Raw genomic sequence first — 23,339 nt, 5'->3', positions numbered from 1 at the left:
TCTCACCTAGCTTTTACTTATGTCCTTCCTCTGGAACAATGCAAATGAACTCGAACACTTCATTTCCAATGTTTGAAAATTGATGTAGTTTGTCTGCAGGTACATATGCAAAAGAACCTGCCTCTACCTCAATATCTTTACCATCTAAATGAAGTCTACCTTTTCCGCTAACTATGTAGTTAATATGAGGCCATGGATGAACATGCTTTGGTGTATGACCATCTACTTCTAACTCAAATAGACGCATTACATGGCCTTCCCAACCTTCTTTGGGTGAGATAAGTACTTTCATAGTTGCATCTTTAATTTGTGGACCCTCAAGCTTAACTCCCTTAACATCATTTTTATGGGAAACTATCATACAAGACCCCTCCTATTTATAGACTTATTTAAATTATACACTATTATAACATTTTAAAACAGCTTATCCCAAGTACTATTTTTTCGGTGGTCTAGGTCCATAATATTGATAGTAATCAACTCTAATGTTTCCGCTGAAAAGTTTCCTTTTCTTGTCAGCCTTTTTACCATATAGTTTTTCGAAATCCTGATATGAGGTGATTACATAAGTTGACCAAGTATCAAGACTTCTAAATACCTTTCCCATATTCTTATATATTTCTTCTACCTGCTTCTTCTCTCCAAGTCTCTCACCATAAGGAGGATTACATATTATGACCCCATAGTCACTTCTCATGTTTACCCGCTTAAAATCTCTAACAGAAAATCTTATACAGTCATCTACTCCAGCCTTATATGCATTTTCTCTTGCTATTTCTATAGATTCTTCACTTATATCAGATGCGAATATATTGAGTTTTATATCTTGTCTTATAGACTTTAATGCTTCTACTCTTGCAGCCTTCCATAACTCTTTATTTACTATAGGCCATTCTTCTGATACAAAGCTTCGTTGCAAACCAGGTGCTATGTTCTTACCAATCATAGCCGCTTCAATGGGTATAGTACCAGATCCACAAAAAGGATCTAATAGCGTTCTTTCAGGATTCCAATAGCTTAAGTTTATTAAAGCTGATGCCATAGTTTCCTTTATAGGTGCTTGCACTGATTCTTCCCTATAGCCTCTTTTATGTAGTCCCTCTCCACTTGTATCTATAGTTAATGTAGCAATATCCTTTAATAACGAAACCTGTATAGTAAATTTTGCACCTGTTTCCTTAAACCACTCTGTATTATATTTTTGCTTAAGTTTTTCAACTACAGCCTTTTTTACGATTGCCTGAGAATCAGATATACTAAATAGTTTTGAGTTAACTGACTTACCGGTCACAGTAAATTGTCCATCCTCTGTTATCCATTCATCCCAAGGCAATGCTTTTGTTTTTTCAAAAAGCTCCTCAAAGGTTAGCGCTTTAAACTCTCCAACCTTAAGTAATACTCTATCAGCTGTTCTAAGCCAAATATTAGCTCTAGGTATTGCGCTTTCATCACATGAAAATATTACTTTTCCGTTTTCAACCATTATATCAGTATATCCTAAATTCTGTACTTCTCTTTTCACAACTGCTTCTAACCCAAAAGTAGATGTTGCTATTAGTTGTATTTTAGACATGTTTTATCTCTCTCCTAGTATCAATGTTTACATATATTCTAACAAAAAGTGAACACTTTTACTAAAATTTATTTTTCCTTTTTGTGTTATTTAATTTTGTTTGGGTATATAGATATTAAGAAAATATAATTGGAGGGAATAGAAATATGAAATCATTAGCACAATTCTTACAGTCTGGAGATTGGAAAGGTGAAAAACATGTTCCTGCAATTCATACACCTGACAAGGTGAAAGCAGGAGAAGAAGTAGAAATTAAGGTTTTAGTTGGAGAAGAGATAAAGCATCCAAATACACTTGAGCATCATATATCATGGATAAAGGTATTTTTCCATCCTCAAGATGCAAAATTCCCAGTTGAAATAGGAACCTATAACTTTACTGCTCATGGTGAAGCAGAATTATTAAATGAACCTATTGCAGTGACAAAAATTAAAGTAAACAAACCAGGAACTATATATGCTTTAAGCTATTGTAACATTCATGGACTATGGGAAGGAAACAAGAACATAGACGTTGAATAGCATATTTCACAAAATGAGAATTCTTGAACAAGAATTCTCATTTTATTTATTAAAACTATTCTACTATCGATTCTAAAGCTATTTCTATCATCTGATTAAAGGTTTCTTGACGCTCCTGAGCAGTAGTTTTTTCATGAGTGATTATATTATCACTAACCGTTAGTATTGCTAATGCATTGACATTGTATTTTGCAGCTACTGTATATAACTCTGCTGTCTCCATTTCTACAACTAATGCTCTATATTTTGCCCACATCTTCCATGAATCTGCATCATCTTCATAGAATAAATCACTAGTTAGTATATTACCTACCTTTACATCTATTCCTCTGCTTTTAGAAGTATTATATGCTTTATGTAATAATTCAAAGCTTGCTGTTGGAGCATAACTTAATCCATTGAATCTCATTCTATTTGCACCTGAGTTTGTTGATGCACTCATGGCTAATACTACATCTCTTATTTTTATATCCTCTTGTATCGAGCCACAAGTTCCAATTCTTATCAGATTTTTCGTATCGTATTCTGTAATCAGTTCATTAATATAGATAGATATAGAAGGTATCCCCATTCCTGTACCTTGTACAGATACTTTTTTATCTTTATAGTCCCCTGTAAATCCATACATTCCTCTTACTTCATTATAACAATTAACATTTTTTAAAAAATTCTCTGCTATATACTTTGCTCTAAGTGGATCACCAGGTAACAGTACCTTATCTGCTATTTCTCCTTTTTTTGCACCTATATGTATACTCATCTTAGTCCTCCTTCAATTTCTTTGTATCAAAAGTATATCATTAGTATATTTTTGAAATCAATAAAACACAATAATCTTTTAGCATATTATAGGAAATACTATATTTAAATTATTACTTATAGGAGGTTAAACTATGCAAAGTTTAGGTCAACTTTTACAAACAGGTGATTGGAAAGGTGAAAAACATGTCCCTATAATCCATCTTCCCAAAAAAATAAAGTCTGGAGAAGAGTTCGAAATAAAAATATCTGTTGGCGATGAGATAAAGCATCCAAACACTCTCGAGCACCATATCAAATGGCTAAAAGTATTCTCCTTCAGCGAAAATAGTAAATTTCCTGTTGAAATAGCATCCTTTGACTTTTCTTCCCATGGAGAAAATGGAGTATTCACTGAGCCTGTAGGCTTAACAAATGTGATTTTAGATAAGCCTGGTTTCATATATGCTCTTGTATACTGTAACATACATGGATTATGGGAAAACAAACAGGAAATAAGTTTTAATTAGAAAATTTGAAGCCTATTTAGCCATAAAAACACTTGACAAGTGATGATTACATATAATAATATGTATGTCAAATCATACAAATAGTAAAGACTATGAAGGAATTAGTAGTGCTTTATGGTTACAATATAGAGAGTAAGCTGGTTGGTGAAAAGCTTACAGTACTTAAAGCTACGAATTACACTCTGGAGTTTCGATGTAAAACATTGCGTATATCACACGTTACGTGAATTAAAGGCATCTGTTAGATGCGAATTAAGGTGGTACCACGGGTCTTCTCGTCCTTACAAGGATGATAGGCCCTTTTTTTATTTAAAAGCGCGTTTATTATTGAACTAAATAAATGAAAAGTAATATAAATATTAGGAGGTATTATTATGACAAATGTATTTGATGTATTACAAGAAAGAGGATATATTGCGCAAATGACTCATGAAGAAGAAATCAGAGAGCTTTTAGGTAAAGAACCTGTTACGTTCTATATAGGCTTCGACCCTACTGCAGATAGCTTACATGTAGGGCATTTTATTGCTATGATGTTTATGTCTCATATGCAAAGAGGTGGTCATAGACCTATCGCTTTAGTTGGTGGAGGAACTGCAATGATTGGTGATCCATCAGGAAGAACTGATATGAGACAAATGCTCACAACAGAAGATATAGAACATAATGTAAGCTGTATTAAAAAACAGTTAGAAAAATTAATTGATTTTAGTGACGATAAAGCATTATTAGTAAACAATGCGGATTGGCTGTTGGATTTAAACTATGTAGACTTTTTAAGAGAAGTAGGAAGTCATTTCTCAGTAAACAGAATGTTAACTGCAGAATGCTTTAAGCAAAGATTAGAAAAAGGACTATCTTTCTTAGAATTTAACTACATGTTAATGCAAGGATATGACTTTTTCGTGCTAAATGAAAAATACGGATGTACAATGCAATTAGGCGGAAATGACCAGTGGTCTAACATGATTGCAGGAATGGAACTAGTAAGAAGAAAAGCAGGAAAGCAATCATATGCTATGACATGTACTCTTCTTACAAATAGTGAAGGCAATAAAATGGGTAAAACTGCTAAAGGAGCATTATGGTTAGATCCTGAGAAAACTTCACCTTATGAGTTCTATCAATACTGGAGAAACGTTGATGATGCTGATGTTGATAAATGCTTAAGATTACTGACATTCATACCAATGGATGAGGTTAGAAGGCTTTCTGCTCTTGAAGGAGCTGAAATCAATGAAGCTAAAAAAGTATTAGCTTTTGAAGTAACTAAGCTTATCCATGGTGAAGAAGAAGCTAAAAAAGCAGAAGAGGCTTCACAAGCACTCTTTGGTAATGGTGGTGATCTAGACTCTATGCCTACAACTGAATTAGCAAAAGCTAAATTTGCAGAAGGAATAGGCATCTTAAATCTTTTAACTGAAGTTGGGCTTACAAAGTCAAACGGAGAAGCTAGAAGACTTATCACCCAAGGTGGAGTGCATGTTCAAAATAACCGTGTTGAAGACCCAAGTGCAGTTATCACTTTGAATGATTTTGATAATAATCAGCTAATCATAAAAAAAGGTAAAAAAGTTTATCATCTAGTGAAGTTAGTATAGATAAGGTTAACTAGATATTTTGAAAAAAGTAGCATATAATTATTTTAAGAAAAACATATAGATAATCAACATCGAAAATTGAAATTGATTATCTATATAAAAAAGCAAGGGTGGAAGTAATAGCTTCATTCCCTTGCTTTATCTGATAGCTTACAATTTCAATAATCCCTCCTCTACAGGTGGGAGTAAGAAATTGCATAGCTCCTAGATAACACGCCTTAGCATTCAGATAGCAGATGGAGTTATAAACTCCACCTGAATTTTAGTCTTAGTTAATCCTTGACTCTTTTTCTTGATGATTTGTACTTCTTGACAAGACTATAACCACCTATTATCACTATAAATGTACATATGATACAAAACACTATAGTTATATATGAATTATTTCTTTCCATTTTATATTGTGATGTGCTAAAACCACTTCCATAAGCATTGCCTCCTGAACCATTTGCTTGCTTATATTTCAGAAAATCTATAACTTGTTTTGAACTTTTAGGATTATTAGAGCTATTATTAGCACTTCTTGAATTATCGTTTTCCTCTACTTCAAAACAAAACTCATCATTATTAATTGTAGTTATAATATACGAATCAAAACCTGCTTTTACCAATACGGAAGGATTAGTATTTTCTTTTAGCTTTTTAAACTCTTCCGCTGCACTTAAGGTAGTATGTAAATCACTACAATCACCACCAAAACATGTTACACGATATTCACCATCTTCATAGCCAATAGTCAACAATATTTTGGGTGTATAATTAGAATAAGTAGTAAATTCCCATACATTAGGTTCATTAGTCAATGTTAGTAAATCTTCATTTTTTGATTTCATTAGTTTTTCTAAATCTACATAATAAACTTTCATTGCTTCTCCTAAAGTTAAGTTATTGACTTCTTCTATATTGTCAAACCCCCAAGCTTCTGGATTACTTGATATTCTTGTTTTAGCAAACTCAATTCCCTTTTCTGCAGCATCTAAAACTTCTTCGGGAACATTGTATTGAGATTGTCCATATGTATTGAAACAAAAGAATAAAACTAATAATATACTCAAAAAAACACTTGATTTCTTCACTTCTCCACCTCCTAATATTCGATGAATTTATAAATACCATCTTTCCAGATATGATCACTATTATAACTTCCCATAAATGATGTATAAATTTTCCAATAATATTTACCATTTTGAGGATCCATGTAAATGGTTAGGATGACCATTTACTGCCTTTGCTCATTTTTAGCTTGTTATTTTTTTATTGATTTTACCATAATTATAACATTTGCTAATAATATTGTTAATTATGTATATATATCTCTTTTTCACTATATAATATAATCCTGTTAATTTTAAACCCTTTATTTTTCTTAATAAGATATTTTTAATAAATTAAAAGTTAAAGAATCAAAATACTTCTTTAACTTTTTTGTAATATTATTATAAGCTATTGACTTTATCCTTAAAAATAGTTAGAATTCTAATAGTAAGAATTCTAACTATTTTTTTATAAGTAGGTGAATCTTTTTGAAAGAACAAAATCTAAAGCAAATAAACAATCTTTTTTTTGAATTCTTTCCCTTATTTCATCAAAAGCTTGGTCCTGTTTTTCATAAGCATAATGAAGATAACAAGTGTAATAAAAACCAGAATAAAGCAATAATGCTAATTGGCCGCCATAACAAGATAACACCATCTAAACTAGGTAAATATCTAGATTTGCGCAAAGGAAGCCTGACAACATTGATAGATTCCTTAGAGAAAATGAATCTAGTAGAAAGGGAAATTGATCCTAGTGACAGAAGAAAAACTTTATTGCATTTAACATCACAGGGTAAGGAATACTTGAAGTTAAGGAATCTAGAATTCGAACAAAACTTAATAAATCTTTTTGATAAATTATCTGAAAAAGAGATTGAAGATTTTGCTTATAGTTTAAAGCAAGTAGTAAATACTATGAAGAAGATATAGGAGGGAAATATGGATCGTTCAAAATTATTAGGTGAAGAAAGAGTCGGTAAACTACTACTTAAATTCTCTATACCTGCTATAGTAGGTATGATAGTAAACGCACTCTATAACATTGTAGATAGAATATTTATAGGCAACTTTGTTGATTCTTTAGGGATAGCAGGAATAACTGTTTCTTTCCCTATTATGATCATTTTAATGGCTTTTTCAATGCTTGTTGGTATAGGAGCAACATCCTTAATATCTATACGTTTAGGTGAAGGTAATAAGGATGAAGCAGAAGTCATATTGGCTAATGGTATGGTATTGCTTATTATCATTTCATTAGTTATTTCTGTATTAGGCTTGATCTTCTTAAATCCACTACTTAAGGTTTTTGGTGCAAGTCCTAATGTATTACCTTATTCAAGACAATACTTAAGTATTATTCTATTTGGTGCTGTTTTTCAAGCAGTAGGGTTTGGTATGAACAACTTTATTCGCGCTGAAGGTAATCCTAAGATTGCTATGACTACAATGTTAATAGGTGCAATACTTAATACAATATTAGACCCAATATTTATTATTGTATTTAAAATGGGAATTAAAGGGGCAGCTACTGCTACAATAATATCACAGGCAGTATCAGCTGTTTGGGTCTTACATTATTTCTTTGGTGGCAAAAGCTCTCTTAAGATTCATAAGAAGAACATTAAGTTACAGCCTCAGATAGTAGGTAAGATATTAGCAATTGGTTCTGCACCATTTGCGATGCAAGTTGCTGCTAGTGGTATAACTGCATTAATAAATAACAGTCTTCTTACATATGGAGGAGACTTAGCAATATCCGCTTATGGAATAATCAATAGCGTTACTATGATGATCCTTATGCCTTTATTTGGTATAAATCAAGGAGCTCAGCCAATCATTGGATATAACTACGGAGCTAAAAAGTATGATAGAGTGAAGAAAGCTCTAAAGCTTGCTATATTGGCTGCTACAACAATAGTACTAATTGGTTTTGTATTTACAAGAATATTCCCAGAACAGCTTGTTAGCTTGTTCAATAGAAAAGACAAAGAACTGATAGAACTAGGGGCTAATGGTATGCGAATTTTCTTAGTTATGCTTCCTATCATTGGTTTTCAAATAGTAAGCTCTAACTATTTCCAAGCTGTTGGAAAGCCGAAGCATGCAATGTTTCTAAGTTTATCAAGACAGGTATTAGTTTTAATTCCTGCCATATTAATTCTTCCAAGGTTCTTTGGATTAAATGGTGTATGGATGGCTGGCCCAACAGCGGATGTGATTTCATCAATAATAACAGGACTATTTCTTCTATATGAACTAAGACACCTAGAAATGAAACATAGGGAAACACAAGCTTAGTATAAAGTAAATGGATTTATAATTGATCAATTGTGTTTAAAGCCAGAATTCAATAAGAATTCTGGCTTTTGTTTTTTTATATTCTCTATTATTCATCAATAATTAATGTAAGACCGCAAGATGGACATTTCTTGTATGTGGGAGAAATCTTTTCATGACATGCCGGACATTCCTCTGTAAGGTCCTCTGGTAATACAATTTCTTCTTCATATGTATCTTGACTCTCTGTAGGTGTTTTTGAATATTGCATGCTCAATAATTTCCGTATTTCCTTTATATCCTTAGCAAGTTTTGAGTTATCTATAGCACCTTTAATTACCCAATATATGATATATAATGCAACTATGTAAAATAATATAACAAATAATAATTCCCCCATAACTACCTCCTTAAATATAAATTACCGAATCAATAATTCATCTTTTCTATTATTTATTCTATTCTCTACAAGTAAAATCTTTCTTTTATTTTGCATTACTTTTTAATATATCCACAAAATTCTTTATAAACCTTGCTGTTAATCCCCATATGATATGTTCATTGTATAAATAAAAAAATACAGGATTTTTAGCGCTTCTCCATTTATAATCTTTTCCGTCTGGTATTAAATGATATGGAAATTTATCATCTTCACTTACTTCTAAACTAACATGATAAAGTAATGGATCGTTATCCACAAAAAACTTTACTGGAACTGTGAATATGTGGGCAACTTCTTGTTTATTGAAGTTTATACTGTCCAAATCTATGTTTTCTAACATACCTACATATCCATATATCATCATATTGTATGGAGAAAATAAGTAATCTAGCTCGCCTATCGTTCTAACCTTATCAAGCTCTATATTTAATTCCTCATGTGTTTCTCGTATTGCTGCATCTCTAGGAACTTCCTGTTCTTCTACTGCACCTCCTGGAAATGATATCTCACCAGGCTGAGTATCTAGGGTATTAGCTCTTACCTCGAATAATATATGCCATTCACCATCTATAAGTACAAGTGGAAGAAGCACAGAATATGATTGCTTTATCCCCATAGGCTTGCCTTCTCTATCTTTAAATGTACTAAGTATATAGTCTATATTCAAAATATCACCTCATTGCATATAAGCTACTGTATTTGCATCCATAATACATTATATTAATTCCTATTATACACTAAATAATCCCAATATTTTTACATCAAGTGAATTTTACCATAAAAAATCGCCGTATCATAACGATACGGCGATTCCTACTTATACTATAATAAATCTTGACCTTCATTCCAATCAATTGGGCATAATCCGCCAGTTTTTAGTGCTTTAAGTACACGTAATGTCTCGTCTACACTTCTTCCTACATTAAGATCATGAACAACTGAGTATCTTACTACTCCTTCTGGATCTATAATGAACAATCCTCTTAGAGCAATTCCTTGATCTTCAACTAAAATGCCATAATCTTTAGCAACACTTTTTGTCATGTCAGAAGCTAATGGGAAATTTAATTTTCCTAAATCACCATTAATCCATGCTTTATGTGAGTGTTCACTATCTACACTTGCAGCAAATATCTCTGCACCTTCTGCTTTAAATTCTTCATATCTCTTACTATATGCAGTAATTTCTGTAGGACACACAAATGTAAAGTCTAATGGATAAAAGAACATTACTAACCATTTTCCTTTGAAATCATCTAAGCTTACTTTGCCAAAATCTTCTCCATTACCTAAAGCTGTATTCATAGTAAAATTCGGGGCCTTGTTTCCAACTAATCTTTCCATCTTAATTTCCTCCTTACATCAACGTATATATTTGAAAAAATTATTTTCTGTTATATATATTCCCTAAAATATATTTTTTAAACATGTTATAAAAAAAGCCACACTATTAAAGTGTGGTTTCAAACGTTCCTTTTATTTTAATTTCTTTATTTTGTATCATTACTTTGCCCATAGCTAACACAGTATCTATATTAAGACTACCTTTATCAAGCAATACTAAATCTGCATCATTTCCTGTCTTTATGTGTCCTTTTCCTTTTAGCTTATATATATTGGCAGGGTTTGATGTAATAACTCTTATGGCATCTTGTATTGGAACACTTTCATCTAGTATTGCTTTCCTAACCGTATTATACAAGGATGTTACTTTACCTAATCCTAAACCTACATAGTTACCCTTTTTATCAAAAACAGGAAGACTGCCTTGACCATCAGAAGTAAAAGTTATATTCCTAATACTTACACCTTCATCAAGCATAATTTTCAAAGCATTGCTACTCTTCAAATCCCTTTCTTCTACAAGGTTTTTGCTTGTACTTGTAGTAAAATCTACTAGTCCACCTTTTTGTGCATATTTTATAGCTTCTTCAAACAGCTTTGGATTTCTTCCTATATGAGTTGGAATAAACTGTGTTATAGGTATTTCTGTATTCTCAGCTATTTCCTCTAAGAAACTAAGTCCTCTGCTACCATCTCCCATATGTATATTTACAACTCCTGCCTTTCCAGATAATATACCTCCCACCCTTGCCTCAGCTGCAATTTTAGTGATATCTTCCACTGTAGGCTGTGATGATCTATGATCAGATAAAGCTATTTCTCCTACTCCTATTATTTTGTCTATAAGTATTATATCGTCCTGAATCCTGCCTGTAACAGTCTTCACAGGTATTTGATATGACCCAGTAAGCGTATAACATGTGATTCCTTCCTCTTCTAGAGCTCTTGCCTTCGCAAGAAGATTTGACATCGTTCTAGTAGTACCATCTGTTCCAAGCACTCCTATAACAGTGGTTACTCCACCAGTAGTTATGTCTGTAAGCTGTATCTCAGGAGTTCTTGTCTTAAAACCTCCTTCTCCACCACCACCTGTTATATGTACATGTGCATCAATAAAACCCGGAACGGCTATTTTATCTGTAGCATCAATAATTTCAATATCAGCAAAATTTTCCGGAATATCGATACGCTCAGATATGTGGCAAATCTTATCCGCTGCAATTAAGATGTCTCTTTTACCTAAATATTTCGGTGAATAAACCTCTGCATTCTTTATCATCTTTAACATAAGATTACCCCTCTCATTGAGAAAAACAGCACCATAAATGCTGTTTTTATAGATATATTACTATTGGACAATGGTCAGACCCTGATACATCATTTCTTATTTCTGCTTCTTTAACTTCATTAATAAGGTTATCTGAAACAAAGTGATAGTCTATTCTCCATCCAATATTCCTATCTCTTGCCTTAAATTTATAGCTCCACCAAGAATACTTTTCTTCATCAGGGTAGAAATATCTAAATGTATCTATGTATCCGTATGAAATAAACTTATCAAGCCACGCCCTTTCTATAGGTAAGAATCCTGATCTATCTTCATTTTCCTTAGGGTTTTTTAAGTCAATTCCCTTATGAGCTGTATTATAATCGCCAGAAATAATAAGCTTCTTTCCTTGTTTTTTTAGTTCTTCACAATAATCTAATATAGCATCATAGAATTCCATTTTATATTTAAGTCTATCCTCGTCCTTTTGACCATTTGGAAAATAAATGTTCAATAATGTAAACTCAGGATACTCCGTAACTAATATTCTTCCCTCGGAATCAAATCTTTCTACTCCTATTCCATGGGATACAGATAAAGGTTTTTGCTTTGTATATGTCGCTACTCCACTATAGCCCTTTCTCTCCCCAGAGCTAAAATATGAATAATAACCAGGTATGTTTACTAGTTCATCATCTAGCTGCTCTATATGCGCCTTAGTTTCTTGTAAGCAAAGTATATCAGGCTTCTCCTTCAATACCCATTCTATAAAACCTTTTTTCTGTACCGCTCTTATACCATTTACATTCCAAGAAAATATCTTCACTGAATCACTCCTAGCCTTTATTGATTTCTTCTACTCTATTTATTATCTTTTCTCCTATTATCTCATTTTTCCTTTTAATAAGCTTAAAATATTTCTTTATATCTCCATCAAATGGCACAATTTCTCCAAATACTAATGTTTCAAGTGCTTCTCTGGTCTTATTTACTACATAGTTCTTATCTTCTTCAAATCCATATTTTATATAGTGTGCTATAGTCATACTTAAAGCCTCAACTAATTTACCTTTATCAAATTTTTTATCAGTATATTTAGGAAGCTCTTCCCACTCATTAGGTAAAATATAAACGCCCTCATTTGTTGCTGATGCTAAAGCTCTTCTTGTGAAGCCTATAAGGCATTTTTTTCCCTCACAGGATCCACAAACCGATTCTCCTAAACATATATTATCTACAGCTTCTTTAAGCTGATGTGTCTGTTCATAAAGAGTAGCAGCAACTTCTTTAAGTGGAGACCTTTTTTCTGCTTTTCTTGCTGCTAATATTGGCCTTAATAATATATATACTATAGTTAATAAAACTGCAAAAAATAATATTATATTAGTGCTCGTCAAATATTGGTCTGGCAATGTTTGAAAAAGCTTTAATGTACCAAAGAAAAGAAATACTGCTGAAGATGTTATCTTTATTGCAGATTCAGGTACCTTCTCACCAATCTTACTACCAACAAAAATGCCTATTCCACTTGTAGCTATCATTCCTAACACAGTACCAAAAAGTATAAATAACGGATATTTTGCATCTGTAGCTAGTGTCATAGCAGTAAGTTGGGTTTTGTCCCCGAGTTCTCCAATAAAAAAAGCCAGTGCAACAGTTATTACAGGGCCAAATTTATTTTTATTTCTATTATTCTCTTCTTCATCATCACTTTTTAGTGCCCATAATCCAAAACCTATAAATAAAATACCAGCAACTATTTGTACTGTATTCATCGGTATTACATTTGATAAATACGATCCTAATGCAATTGCTATACCATGGTTAAGTGCAGAGCCTATTAATACGCCAAGCAATACCTTTTGAACCTTAAATTGTGTTGCAAATGCCATTGCTAAAATCTGAGTCTTGTCTCCCATTTCAGCAACAAAAATAAAGAAAAAAGCTCTTATGAGTTCGCCTAACATCTTATTGCCTCCCTTTAAATATGATTTTATCTATTATTCTCAAAAAATATATACATCTACGTATCGTATGCTATCCATTTATGTACATTTTTATTTAGCTTCGAAATGTATATATCTCTGATATAGATATCCTAAACAATGAAAAAGCGAAACCTTTAGCTTGATAAAACTATATTTTAAAACATAGTCTTATCAAGCTAAAAGTCTCGCTCCTCTTAAGTGAGTGAATAGAACCAGGCATGTCTGCCAGTATGTTGACCCTATTCATGGACTTGTGTCCATAGCTACTCCCTTTTAACTTACTTCACACATATTATACATTATACAAGCTAAAATAACAATGAAAATTTACTTTTCTAAATATTTATAAGCATCTATTCTTTATCAAAAACTAGAGACTTGATTACTGCGAAGTATTCTCTTATATAGCTCTTTAATACCGTTACTTCTGGAGTTTTAGCACCCACTCCATAGGCTTTAAATCCTAATCGTTCTGCTAATAGCTTCGATCTAAAAACATGAAAATCAGATGTTATTATTAATGCACTTATGTTATCTCTATCATCAGTTTCTCTTATTATATCTCTAGCATTTTTAATATTCTCAAATGTGCTAGTTGACTTCTCCTCTTTTATTATTGCTTTATTATCTATTCCTCTATCCACAAGAAACATTTCCATTGCTGATGCTTCTGTTATATCTTCATTATGTCCCCGACCTCCACATACTATTGTTATAGTATCTGGATTGTTTTCTAAGTATTCCACCGTCTTATTTAGTCTTTCTTCCAGCGCTGGTGATGGTATGCTACCATAAAGCCTTGCCCCAAGGACTAGTACATAATCAACGTCTACCCCTACACATTCTTGAGCTCTGCCTTGATATATTAATATTCCTTCAATAATAATAAATGAACAAATAAAAAGTATCATCATTGTTATAATAATTTTCTTAAAATAACAAACTAATTTATACATGTTAAAAACTCCTTTATTTGTGCTAAATATAATAATATCATATAATAGGAAGGAATATTAACATAACTAACAGAAGAGAGAGGGTATTTATGTATAAAATAGGATTTATCGGTGCTGGAAATATGGGCTATGCTATGCTACAGGGATTGTTGAAACAAATACCTAAAAATGATATTATTTTCAACACACTTTCAGAAGAAAGAAAACGTAAAATTTCTGAAGAATTTAATCTTCAAAGTGGTAAAAACAATATAGATATAGCTTCAAAAGCAAAATATATTATACTAGCTGTAAAGCCTCAAACTTACAAAATAGTGATGGAGGAAATAGCTCCTTCATTAACATCTGAAAAGGTTATAATCAGTATTGCCCCTGGTATCAGAATAGATACTATGAAAGAGTCTTTAGGAGATAAAATTAGGATTGTACGTTCTATGCCTAATACTCCAGCTTTAGTAGGTGAAGGAATGAGTATTATTACTTTTTCTGATGATGTTTTTACAGAAGAAGAAGTAACAGATATAAAAAATATATTTAGTTCCTTTGGAGAAATAGAAATATTAGATGAAAAGCTTATGGATGCTGTCGTACCTATATCTGGTAGTTCACCAGCATATGTTTATATGATGATTGAGGCAATGGCAGATGGCGGAGTACTATTAGGACTTCCTAGAAAGCTCTCCTATAAACTTGCAGCTCAGTCAGTACTAGGATCAGCTAAAATGGTATTAGAAACTAACACTCATCCTGGAGAGCTCAAGGATGCAGTATGTTCTCCCGGTGGTACTACTATAGAAGCTGTTGCAAGCCTTGAAAAAAGAAATTTTAGAAATGCAATTATTGAGGCTATGCTATCTGCATATGAGAAAACAAAAAAAATTAAGTAGTTTATAATATTAAGAAACATAATGGACAATCTTGTCCATCATGTTTCTTAATAAACTATTGGCTAACATTTAATTTAACTAATACTTTGGTTATTAAAAATAATCTATTTATAATGATCTAATAGCCTTATCTTTTATTTTGGGAATACCAAATATTATAGCTAATATTGCTGATATACCCATTAGATAAGGATAGTACAAATATTTCATGATAGAAAGTGGAGATACATTCGCTAACCCAGCAGCTATTAACAACTGTGCGCCATATGGAATTATTCCTTGGAAAAAGCAAGAAAATGTATCAAGAATGCTTGCAGACCTTCTTGGATCTATACCAAATCTATCACTTATATCTTTGGCAATAGGACCCACCAGTACTATGGCAATAGTATTATTAGCAGTACATATATCTACTACGCCTACTAGTGCAACTATACCAAACTCTGCTCCTTTTTTACTCTTTATTCTTCTTGTAATCGAGTGCATCAGAAAATCAATTCCCCCGTTATATCTTATGATTTCAAACATTCCACCTACTAATAGCACAACTATTATAAGCTCTGACATACCTGCTATCCCTGTGTTTATTGAGCCAACCATTCCCCAGATGTCAAATGCGCCCGTTGCTATGCCAACTATTCCCGCTAAAACAGTACCTCCAGTTAGAACTGTTATTACATTTACTCCTAGTAGAGCAGATATCAATACCACAAAGTAAGGCATAACCTTTAGCAAATTATACGTATAACTATTACCTAAACTTATATTATTCCCTCTATTTATTAATATAAAAATAATTGCAGTAATAAGTGCAGCAGGCAATACTATCAAAATATTCATCTTAAACTTATCCTTCATCTCACAGCCTTGAGTTTTGGCAGCCGCAATAGTTGTATCTGATATCATCGACAGATTGTCTCCAAACATTGCACCACTTATAACAGCACCTATAGCCAATCCTAAAGTAATATTAATTTTTTCAGCAATTCCAATAGCTACTGGAACAAGTGCAACAATAGTTCCTGTTGAAGTTCCTATTGATAAAGAAATAAAGCACCCTATAATAAATAGCCCCGCGATTAATATATAGCTTGGTAGTACAGATAACCCTAAATTTACTGTTGAATCTACTGCACCCATATCCTTAGCTACTTGTCCAAATGCTCCTGCTAAGATAAATATCAGTATCATTAATATGATATTTGTATTTCCCGCACCCTCGCAAAATACCTGAAGCTTCTTATTTATGCTCTCCTTTGGATTCATGGCTATGGCTACGATGGTAGATAATAAAAACGCTACTGTTATTGGCATTTTATAAAAATCTTTAACAACTATAGAAGTTATTAAATAAGCCACTAAAAAAACCATCATAGGAATTAATGCCCAAGCATTCCCCTTATTAATATTATCTTTAGTTATCATTATTCGCCCTCCATCTAATTAGTTGAGTTGGTTATTAAGTTTAGGCTATTTTACTAAATATTCAATTTTCGGTCAATGGTAATATTTGATACACTAAAAATAAAGAAACCGGGGAGATTAACTATGCCCCGGTTAATTACTATTATACTATATTTTAAATACTGAGATTGAATCTTTTAACTCTTGTGCTATTTGAGCTAACGCTTCACATGCATTTCCCACGCCTTCCATTGAAGCAGTTTGCTCTTCTGTTGAAGCAGACGCCTCTTCTGTACTTGCTGCATTCTCTTCAGCTATTGCCGATAAGTTTTGTATAATGTCTAGTATCTCTATCTTTTTGGCTTCCATGTCTTTACTTGAAACATTTAGCTTTTCAACAGCGTCCATTTCTTCATAGACTGCATTAAGAATTTCCTTATATTTATTCTCAGTATAATCTACACTTTCTACTTGCTGTTTCATAAATGCCAAAACTTCCTCTATAGTTTTCACAGAATTAATTGAATTAGCCTGTAATTCATTAACTGCCTCATCTATTACTTTAGTTGAAGTAGTAGATTGTTCGGCAAGCTTTCTAATTTCTTCAGCAACAACAGCAAATCCTCTACCATGCTCTCCAGCTCTTGCTGCTTCAATTGCAGCATTTAGAGCTAATAAATTTGTCTGTTCAGAAATTGATGCAATAACTTCACTTGCTTTGCCTATATTATCAGCACTTAAGTTTGTTTTTGTAATATCGTTGTAAACAGCTTTTATTGCTTTTTCACTATCCGCTGCTTTGCTAGTAAGCTCATTTATAATTTCTAAGCCCTCATCAACTAACTTGATGACTTGATTAGCTCCTTCATTTAGTATATCCATATGTTCATTATTGGTTTCTATTAAGCTTCCTAATTCATTGACCTTATACGACCCACTTTCTGTATCCTGAGCCTGATCACTAGCACCTCTTGCTATCTCCTCAATCGTTTTAGCTACTTCTTCAGATGCAGCAACCATTTGTTGAGCTGTTGCGCTAAGTTCTTCAGAGGATGCAGCAACTTGATCTGAATTATCTGCAATATTTCCTATTAGCTCTCTAAAGTTACTATTTAAACTATCAATTGCTTTTGCAAGCTGACCTGTTTCATCTTTTTTAGATAGTAGCGCTTTTGGAATGTCCTTTGTAAAATCGCCCGAAGCAATTTGTTTTGTGTGTTCTGTTGCCAAGGATATTGGTTTGGCTATCTGGCTTCCAATTAAGAACACAAGTGTAATTGCTATAACTAATATTATAATAGAAAGCATTAAGGCGGTTGAAGCTAATGTCGATAGCTCTGCTAGTATCTCTTGCTTAGGAACAGTTACCCCTAATGACCAGTCTGTACCATTAATAGGTGCAAACCCCATAAGCTGCTTATTACCTTCTCTATAATATTCACCCGTACTTGTCTCACCATTAATCATTTTATTAACTAATTCAGAAAGTCCTTTATAATTAGTGTCTTCAGAGTCAATATTAAGAAGACTATATTTTTCAAGAACTAAGTTTTTATCTTGATGTGCAACTAATGTTCCTTCTTTATTAACGATAAAGGCATTTCCAGTTTCTTCAATTACAATATCACTTACTGTCTTGCTAAGATCACTACCATCCCTTATAGCGATAATTGCCCCTGTAACTCTCCCGTTATGCTTTATTGGGACTGAGTAAGCAATTATAATAGAACCGTCTTCTTTGCTTACTATAGGATCTGATACAGAGCTTTCACCTTTTAAAGCTTTTTGAAAATATTCTCTATCCTTTAGTTCATATGTTTTCCCATTTGTTGCAACTGCATGTCCGTTTAAGTCAACTAAATCCATTATAAGATGTCCACTTCTCTTTAATTCATCATTAAGAACAAGCAGCTTGTCTTCTGGTGTATTCTCCGGATCACCAATTCTCTTCGTTGAAGCTAATACTTCTAACTGTCCCAACTGCTCGCGTATTCTGGCCTCGATTGTTTTTGATACTTGGTTAGCTATGATTTCTAAATCTGACTCAGTAGTACTAGTTACAACTTTGGCTGCCTTATCATATGATATGTAACCTAAAACTGAACATATAACTAGAATAATAATAGAAAAATATGTAACAATCTTCAGTTTAATGCTTTTCATTATATTCCCCCTTTATGTATATTGTGTATTAGTTAACATTTTTCAACATAATTTTATATCTTTCTACAACATTTGTCAAAATAAATTACCTTATTTATATAAATAAGGTAATTTAGTACTATATAATCATATCTTTTATAAAATTTTCAAACCTGTCTGGTGAAAGAGGAGGACTATAATAATATCCTTGTACCTGTTCACAATTTATTTTTTTTATAAAATCAATTTGTTCTTCTGTTTCAACACCCTCTGCTATAACTTCAATCTCAAGCTCATGGGACAAGTTAACTATTATCCTTGCAATTGCTCCATTATCGCTATCAGGGTAATCCTTTATAAATTCCCTATCAATTTTAATTTTATCAAATTTAAGCCTTCGTAAATATCCTAATGAAGAATATCCTGTACCGAAATCATCTATGGCTATGGTTATATCCATGTTTTTCAGTTCATTTAGTTTATTACTTATATCTTCTGTATTTTCAACCACTATTCCTTCTGTAATCTCTAAACTCAGATATCTTCCTTCAAGCCCACTTAAATCCAATGCTTGCTTAACATCATTTATTATATCATGGTTTTTAAACTGACTTGGTGATAAGTTTACTGCAATAGGAATCTTAGGTAATCCATTTTGCTGCCATAGCTTATTTTGCTTACAAACCTCTTCTAACACCCATTTCCCTATGGAAATAATGAGTCCTGTCTTTTCTGCAATAGGTATAAACTTATCTGGAGATATGAAACCTAGCTCCTCATTTATCCATCTAATCAAAGCTTCTGCACCAATAATTCTTCCTGTATCTACATCTATCTGAGGCTGATAGTTTATCTTTATCTCATTCTTCTCTATAGCTTCTCTTAGATCGTTTTCTAGCTTCATTTCATAGATATATTTTTTTCTTAATTCTTCACTATAAAATTGATATTTAAAGTTATCTTGTTTAGCAGCATAATCTCTTGCCATATTGGTATTTTCAATAATTCTATCTTGCATTTCGGAATCACTTGACAGTATTGAAACTCCAATAGCACCTTTTATAAATATATTTTCGCCTTCATATACATAGCTTCCTTTAAGAATATCAGTAAGGATATTTAAAAAATTATGTATTCTTTCTTCACTATCAAACTCTGTGCATAATATCATTAACTCTTCTTTTGATAGTTTGAAAAGGGTACAACCGCCATCTAAAATATTTTCAATTCTCTTAACAATTTCTAATATAATAGCTTCTCCAGCCCCATACCCAAAGCTTGTGCTGATACTGCTGTAATTTGAAATAATAATAGATATTAAAAAAGTAGCATTCTTTACACCGTCATTAAGTGAAATATGTTTTTTAACCATCTTGTGCAAAGATTTTTGATTTGGAAGTCCAGTTAACATATCATAGTTTTTAAGCTTATCAATATACTCATCTTTTTTCTTTATATCCGTAATATCTTGAAATACTCCAATGTATTTTACTTCTTCGCCTTTTTCGTAACCAAGTGCAGTTATAGTAAGAAATTTAGGATATATTTCTCCATTTTTCCTTTTATCCCACACTTCACCTTGCCATCTCCCAAGAGTTTTTATCGAATTCCACATGTTCTCATAAAAAGTTTTATCATGAATACCTGATTTAAAGCTTCCAGGGGTTTTATTAATTGCTTCATGTGCTTTATACCCAGTTACTTCTTCGAAGGATTTATTAGCATAAATAATTTTTGAATCCTTATCAGTGATTATTATTGCTTCTTTGGCATTTTGGAATATAACTCCTGCAAGTTTAAGCTTATGCATGTCTTTTTTCCTTACGTACACGGAAAAAGACAATGTAAATATAAGAAGTGTACAAATAAGCAAATAAATATTATTTATTTGTACTATGTTAATAGCTGTTTTATCAATATACATCTTGTTCATAATCTTGAATACCAGTAAAATAATAGCTACAAAGCACACGTATATCACAAGAAAAATTTTCAGAAGCTCCATTGGGCTCCTTCTCTCTAAGGGCTTTAATTCTTTCATTCTGTTATTTCTCCTTTAAGTGACGTATCATAATTTCTGTCTAGCTAATTTTCTAAAGTTCAGTTGAAATAAATGAATCTCCATCTAAATCTTTTACAGTAAATATATCGTTTTCAAGTATTGCATATGAGTTTGGGTTATTATTTTTAGGAAGCGATATTGATCCAGGATTTAATATTATTTTCCCATCTTCTTTTTCAGCTAATGGTATATGTGTGTGTCCATGTATCAACACATCATTTTTATCAATATTTAATAGATTATTTTTATTATAAATATGTCCATGAGTTAAAAATAATCTTCTGTTGTTATAAAGTATAACAGAGTAATCTGACATCATTGGGTACGATATCAGCATCTGATCTACTTCACTATCACAGTTGCCTCTTACAGCTATTATTTTGTTCTTATAGCTATTAAGCACTTCAGCTACAGCCTTAGGGTCATACTCTTTTGGAAGAGAATTCCTTGGCCCATGATATAGTGCATCACCTAGTATAATAATATAGTCGCATTTTTCCCTTTCATATGCTTCTATTGCTTTCCTTAAGTAATATGATGAACCATGAATATCAGACATAAAAAATAGTTTCATTTTCTAATCTCTCCAATCAAAATTAATTTTCAACTATATACAATGTTTATTATATATAACCATCATAAGTAAGATAGTAGACAAACACTAAGCTTATTTACACTTTATTTTTTTACCCTACCAACTTATTATTACACATCTATATATTATCACTTTTTCATCTACTTTTTTAAATCTTTCTTTTACATACTAATGATTAAAAATAGATTACATTTTAGTCGAATTATGTCGTAATTTGTCTTTTAGTGTTATAATTTATATTAGTGATTAAAAATCATTACTATAAGCCAAACTTTGCCTTTATGCCGATTAGAACGGAGGAATCCCAATGCAAAGAACTAATAGAAGAAAAGTAACAAAGAAAAGAGCAAGTAGAAACTGTTTCATTTTAGTTATATCTATCATATTGATAGCTTCTTCTTTAAGAATATATAGTGTATTACACAAAAAAACTGTTGTTGCAGAAGATAAGCTACCATCAAACAAAACTAATGTGAATGATATTAGCACTCATGATAAAACAGAAGTTGTTGATAATAGCGAGAATAGTACCTTTCCCTCTCTGGAAGAAACTGCTTATAAAGATAAATACAATAATATAATAATAAAAAACACAGACGATATATTAGTTTTAGTTAATAAAAGCAGAAACCTACCATCAGATTACGAACCAAAGGATCTAGTTGTTCCAGATGTTGAATTTTCTTTTAAAGAAAACCTTCAAAAAAAATATATGAGCAAAGACGCAGCAAAATCATTAGAAGAATTATTTAATGATGCAAAAAAACACGAAATAAATCTTTATGCAGTATCTGGTTACCGTTCTTATCAAAGACAATCACAGATATTTGAGAATAAAGCTGAAAAATATGGCCGTGAAACTGCAAATAAAACAAGTGCTGTACCTGGTCAAAGCGAACATCAAACTGGATTAGCAATGGACGTATCTTGTTCAAGCGTTAATTATCAATTAACAGAACGATTTGGACAAACTCCTGAAGGTATGTGGCTAAAAGAAAATGCACATAGATTTGGTTTTATAGTTCGCTATCCAAAAGATAAAATTGATATCACAGGCTACAGCTATGAACCTTGGCATATAAGGTATGTTGGTAAAGAAGCAGCAAAGATAATAATGGAAAACAATATAACTTTTGAAGAGTATTTTACTGATTCAAACAGTAAATAGCTAGAAAACATCTAAAATCACCTATCATAGATTGATAGGTGATTTTAATCACTGTGCCTTTACTTATTATGCTAGCGTTATTTTGTAGCAGCTTTAAGCTCTCTTATAAAGCTCTTCATTTCTTCAGGATTGTCTTGTTTCTTAAGGATTGCACTTCCTACAAACGCTGCATCTCCACCTGCATCTCTAACTCGTTCGATATCTTCTGGAGTTGAAACCCCTACTCCACAATATATTGGATTGTTGATTCCTTTTTCTCTTAAATAGTCTATACAATCCTTAAGTGTTTCATAGCCTTCTTTTATTTTTCCATCTGCTTTAGACTGCATGTATACGAAGCCATTTGAATTAAGAGCGCTTTCAACCTCTTCTTCTGGAAGATGGAACTGAACATAGCATGAGACTCTCATTCCTCTTCTTATTAGCTCCTCTTTTGTTTCTTCTCCTTCAAGACCAACTAATATCATATCTAATGTATTATTTTTCTTACAATACTCAACGAACTTATCTATCCCTATTTTTTTTAATGTGTGTTCATATGATAATACTATTATAGGAAGCTCAGGATGCTTTTCTCTTATCTTTTCAATACCTTCAAGATATTTGTCATAGTCACTACAGTTATCTAAAGCAGCCTTCATTCTTCCACCTATGAACTCACTATCTAAAAAGGCATTATCAGTTGGAAAATCTGCCTCTACCATATCACACCCAGCTTCTACATATTCATCAACCATCTTTATACTTTCTTCAATAGATGGATATCCAAAAGATAAATAACATATTAATTTTGTTGACATTTTAGCA

The 23,339-nt window shown here is 32.1% G+C and carries 23 protein-coding genes and 1 other annotated feature; of the genes, 7 read left to right on the top strand and 16 right to left on the bottom strand.

The features are described from left to right. Positions 1-13: 13 nt before the first annotated feature. Positions 14-361 (bottom strand): cupin domain-containing protein, encoded by a 348-nt coding sequence (locus HNR33_RS08295; RefSeq protein ID WP_429082214.1) that lies wholly within the window; start codon positions 359-361, stop codon positions 14-16. Positions 362-436: 75 nt separating this feature from the next. After that, positions 437-1,573, bottom strand: a complete 1,137-nt coding sequence (locus tag HNR33_RS08290) for a THUMP domain-containing class I SAM-dependent RNA methyltransferase (RefSeq protein ID WP_429082212.1) — start codon at positions 1,571-1,573, stop codon at positions 437-439. 146 nt (positions 1,574-1,719) lie between these two features. Here HNR33_RS08290 and HNR33_RS08285 point away from each other — a divergent pair, with 146 nt between their 5' ends. Beyond that, complete coding sequence (locus HNR33_RS08285) at positions 1,720-2,094, top strand: class II SORL domain-containing protein (RefSeq protein WP_429082211.1); 375 nt, start codon at positions 1,720-1,722, stop codon at positions 2,092-2,094. A 55-nt stretch (positions 2,095-2,149) separates the two neighbouring features. On the opposite strand, the gene deoD is transcribed toward HNR33_RS08285, so the two are convergent. Then, complete coding sequence (gene deoD / locus HNR33_RS08280; RefSeq protein ID WP_429082208.1) at positions 2,150-2,854, bottom strand: purine-nucleoside phosphorylase; 705 nt, start codon at positions 2,852-2,854, stop codon at positions 2,150-2,152. 133 nt (positions 2,855-2,987) lie between these two features. Here deoD and HNR33_RS08275 point away from each other — a divergent pair, with 133 nt between their 5' ends. Both HNR33_RS08275 and tyrS read left to right on the top strand, forming a co-directional pair. After that, positions 2,988-3,362: a class II SORL domain-containing protein gene (locus tag HNR33_RS08275; RefSeq protein ID WP_429082206.1), complete on the top strand. Its 375-nt coding sequence runs from the start codon at positions 2,988-2,990 to the stop codon at positions 3,360-3,362. An 83-nt stretch (positions 3,363-3,445) separates the two neighbouring features. After that, positions 3,446-3,648 (top strand) — a binding site (T-box leader). 88 nt (positions 3,649-3,736) lie between these two features. Further along, positions 3,737-4,963, top strand: coding sequence for a tyrosine--tRNA ligase (tyrS, locus tag HNR33_RS08270; RefSeq protein WP_429082204.1), 1,227 nt, complete (start codon positions 3,737-3,739; stop codon positions 4,961-4,963). Between the two features lie 272 nt (positions 4,964-5,235). On the opposite strand, the gene HNR33_RS08265 is transcribed toward tyrS, so the two are convergent. Next, entirely contained in the window at positions 5,236-6,039 is an 804-nt protein-coding gene (locus tag HNR33_RS08265; protein WP_429082201.1) for a hypothetical protein, read from the bottom strand. A 447-nt stretch (positions 6,040-6,486) separates the two neighbouring features. On the opposite strand from HNR33_RS08265, the gene HNR33_RS08260 reads away from it, so the two are divergent. Beyond that, on the top strand, positions 6,487-6,930 hold the full coding sequence (locus tag HNR33_RS08260; RefSeq protein ID WP_429082200.1) for a MarR family winged helix-turn-helix transcriptional regulator: 444 nt from the start codon (positions 6,487-6,489) through the stop codon (positions 6,928-6,930). A 9-nt stretch (positions 6,931-6,939) separates the two neighbouring features. Continuing rightward, the gene (locus HNR33_RS08255; RefSeq protein ID WP_429082198.1) at positions 6,940-8,298 is read left to right on the top strand and encodes an MATE family efflux transporter; all 1,359 of its coding nucleotides are present in this window, start codon (positions 6,940-6,942) and stop codon (positions 8,296-8,298) included. 88 nt (positions 8,299-8,386) lie between these two features. Here HNR33_RS08255 and HNR33_RS08250 read toward each other — a convergent pair whose 3' ends face one another. The 7 genes from HNR33_RS08250 to HNR33_RS08220 all read right to left on the bottom strand — a co-directional run bounded on the left by HNR33_RS08250 (position 8,387) and on the right by HNR33_RS08220 (position 14,274). Beyond that, the gene (locus HNR33_RS08250) at positions 8,387-8,677 is read right to left on the bottom strand and encodes a hypothetical protein (protein ID WP_429082196.1); all 291 of its coding nucleotides are present in this window, start codon (positions 8,675-8,677) and stop codon (positions 8,387-8,389) included. An 85-nt stretch (positions 8,678-8,762) separates the two neighbouring features. Then, the gene (locus HNR33_RS08245; protein ID WP_429082194.1) at positions 8,763-9,386 is read right to left on the bottom strand and encodes an NUDIX hydrolase; all 624 of its coding nucleotides are present in this window, start codon (positions 9,384-9,386) and stop codon (positions 8,763-8,765) included. Positions 9,387-9,541: 155 nt separating this feature from the next. Continuing rightward, positions 9,542-10,063, bottom strand: coding sequence for a peroxiredoxin (locus HNR33_RS08240; RefSeq protein WP_429082192.1), 522 nt, complete (start codon positions 10,061-10,063; stop codon positions 9,542-9,544). Positions 10,064-10,169: 106 nt separating this feature from the next. Further along, a complete protein-coding gene (gene iadA, locus HNR33_RS08235; protein ID WP_429082190.1) occupies positions 10,170-11,351 on the bottom strand; it encodes a beta-aspartyl-peptidase in 1,182 nt (393 codons plus the stop codon). A 46-nt stretch (positions 11,352-11,397) separates the two neighbouring features. Beyond that, positions 11,398-12,156: an exodeoxyribonuclease III gene (locus HNR33_RS08230; RefSeq protein ID WP_429082187.1), complete on the bottom strand. Its 759-nt coding sequence runs from the start codon at positions 12,154-12,156 to the stop codon at positions 11,398-11,400. 10 nt (positions 12,157-12,166) lie between these two features. Next, on the bottom strand, positions 12,167-13,297 hold the full coding sequence (locus HNR33_RS08225) for a TMEM165/GDT1 family protein (RefSeq protein ID WP_429082186.1): 1,131 nt from the start codon (positions 13,295-13,297) through the stop codon (positions 12,167-12,169). A 374-nt stretch (positions 13,298-13,671) separates the two neighbouring features. Then, positions 13,672-14,274 (bottom strand): YdcF family protein, encoded by a 603-nt coding sequence (locus HNR33_RS08220; protein WP_429082184.1) that lies wholly within the window; start codon positions 14,272-14,274, stop codon positions 13,672-13,674. Between the two features lie 89 nt (positions 14,275-14,363). Here HNR33_RS08220 and proC point away from each other — a divergent pair, with 89 nt between their 5' ends. Further along, positions 14,364-15,161 carry a pyrroline-5-carboxylate reductase gene (gene proC / locus HNR33_RS08215; RefSeq protein WP_429082181.1) on the top strand — a complete coding sequence of 266 codons (798 nt, stop codon included), beginning with the start codon at positions 14,364-14,366 and terminating at the stop codon, positions 15,159-15,161. A 108-nt stretch (positions 15,162-15,269) separates the two neighbouring features. Here proC and HNR33_RS08210 read toward each other — a convergent pair whose 3' ends face one another. The 4 genes from HNR33_RS08210 to yfcE all read right to left on the bottom strand — a co-directional run bounded on the left by HNR33_RS08210 (position 15,270) and on the right by yfcE (position 21,343). Next, positions 15,270-16,586 (bottom strand): Na+/H+ antiporter NhaC family protein, encoded by a 1,317-nt coding sequence (locus tag HNR33_RS08210; protein WP_429082178.1) that lies wholly within the window; start codon positions 16,584-16,586, stop codon positions 15,270-15,272. A gap of 147 nt (positions 16,587-16,733) precedes the next feature. Continuing rightward, positions 16,734-18,728, bottom strand: coding sequence for a methyl-accepting chemotaxis protein (locus HNR33_RS08205; RefSeq protein ID WP_429082176.1), 1,995 nt, complete (start codon positions 18,726-18,728; stop codon positions 16,734-16,736). Between the two features lie 118 nt (positions 18,729-18,846). Continuing rightward, entirely contained in the window at positions 18,847-20,748 is a 1,902-nt protein-coding gene (locus tag HNR33_RS08200; RefSeq protein WP_429082174.1) for a sensor domain-containing protein, read from the bottom strand. Positions 20,749-20,800: 52 nt separating this feature from the next. Next, positions 20,801-21,343 carry a phosphodiesterase gene (gene yfcE, locus HNR33_RS08195; protein ID WP_429082172.1) on the bottom strand — a complete coding sequence of 181 codons (543 nt, stop codon included), beginning with the start codon at positions 21,341-21,343 and terminating at the stop codon, positions 20,801-20,803. A gap of 328 nt (positions 21,344-21,671) precedes the next feature. On the opposite strand from yfcE, the gene HNR33_RS08190 reads away from it, so the two are divergent. After that, complete coding sequence (locus HNR33_RS08190; RefSeq protein ID WP_429082170.1) at positions 21,672-22,532, top strand: M15 family metallopeptidase; 861 nt, start codon at positions 21,672-21,674, stop codon at positions 22,530-22,532. A gap of 77 nt (positions 22,533-22,609) precedes the next feature. Here HNR33_RS08190 and HNR33_RS08185 read toward each other — a convergent pair whose 3' ends face one another. Then, positions 22,610-23,332, bottom strand: a complete 723-nt coding sequence (locus HNR33_RS08185) for a tryptophan synthase subunit alpha (protein WP_429082168.1) — start codon at positions 23,330-23,332, stop codon at positions 22,610-22,612. Positions 23,333-23,339: the final 7 nt, after the last annotated feature.

Source organism: Brassicibacter mesophilus, assembly GCF_050433385.1.
GTDB lineage: Bacteria > Bacillota > Clostridia > Tissierellales > Proteiniboraceae > Brassicibacter > Brassicibacter mesophilus.
Note: the sequence above shows the minus strand (reverse complement) of the source record. Positions and strands in the feature narration are given on the sequence as shown.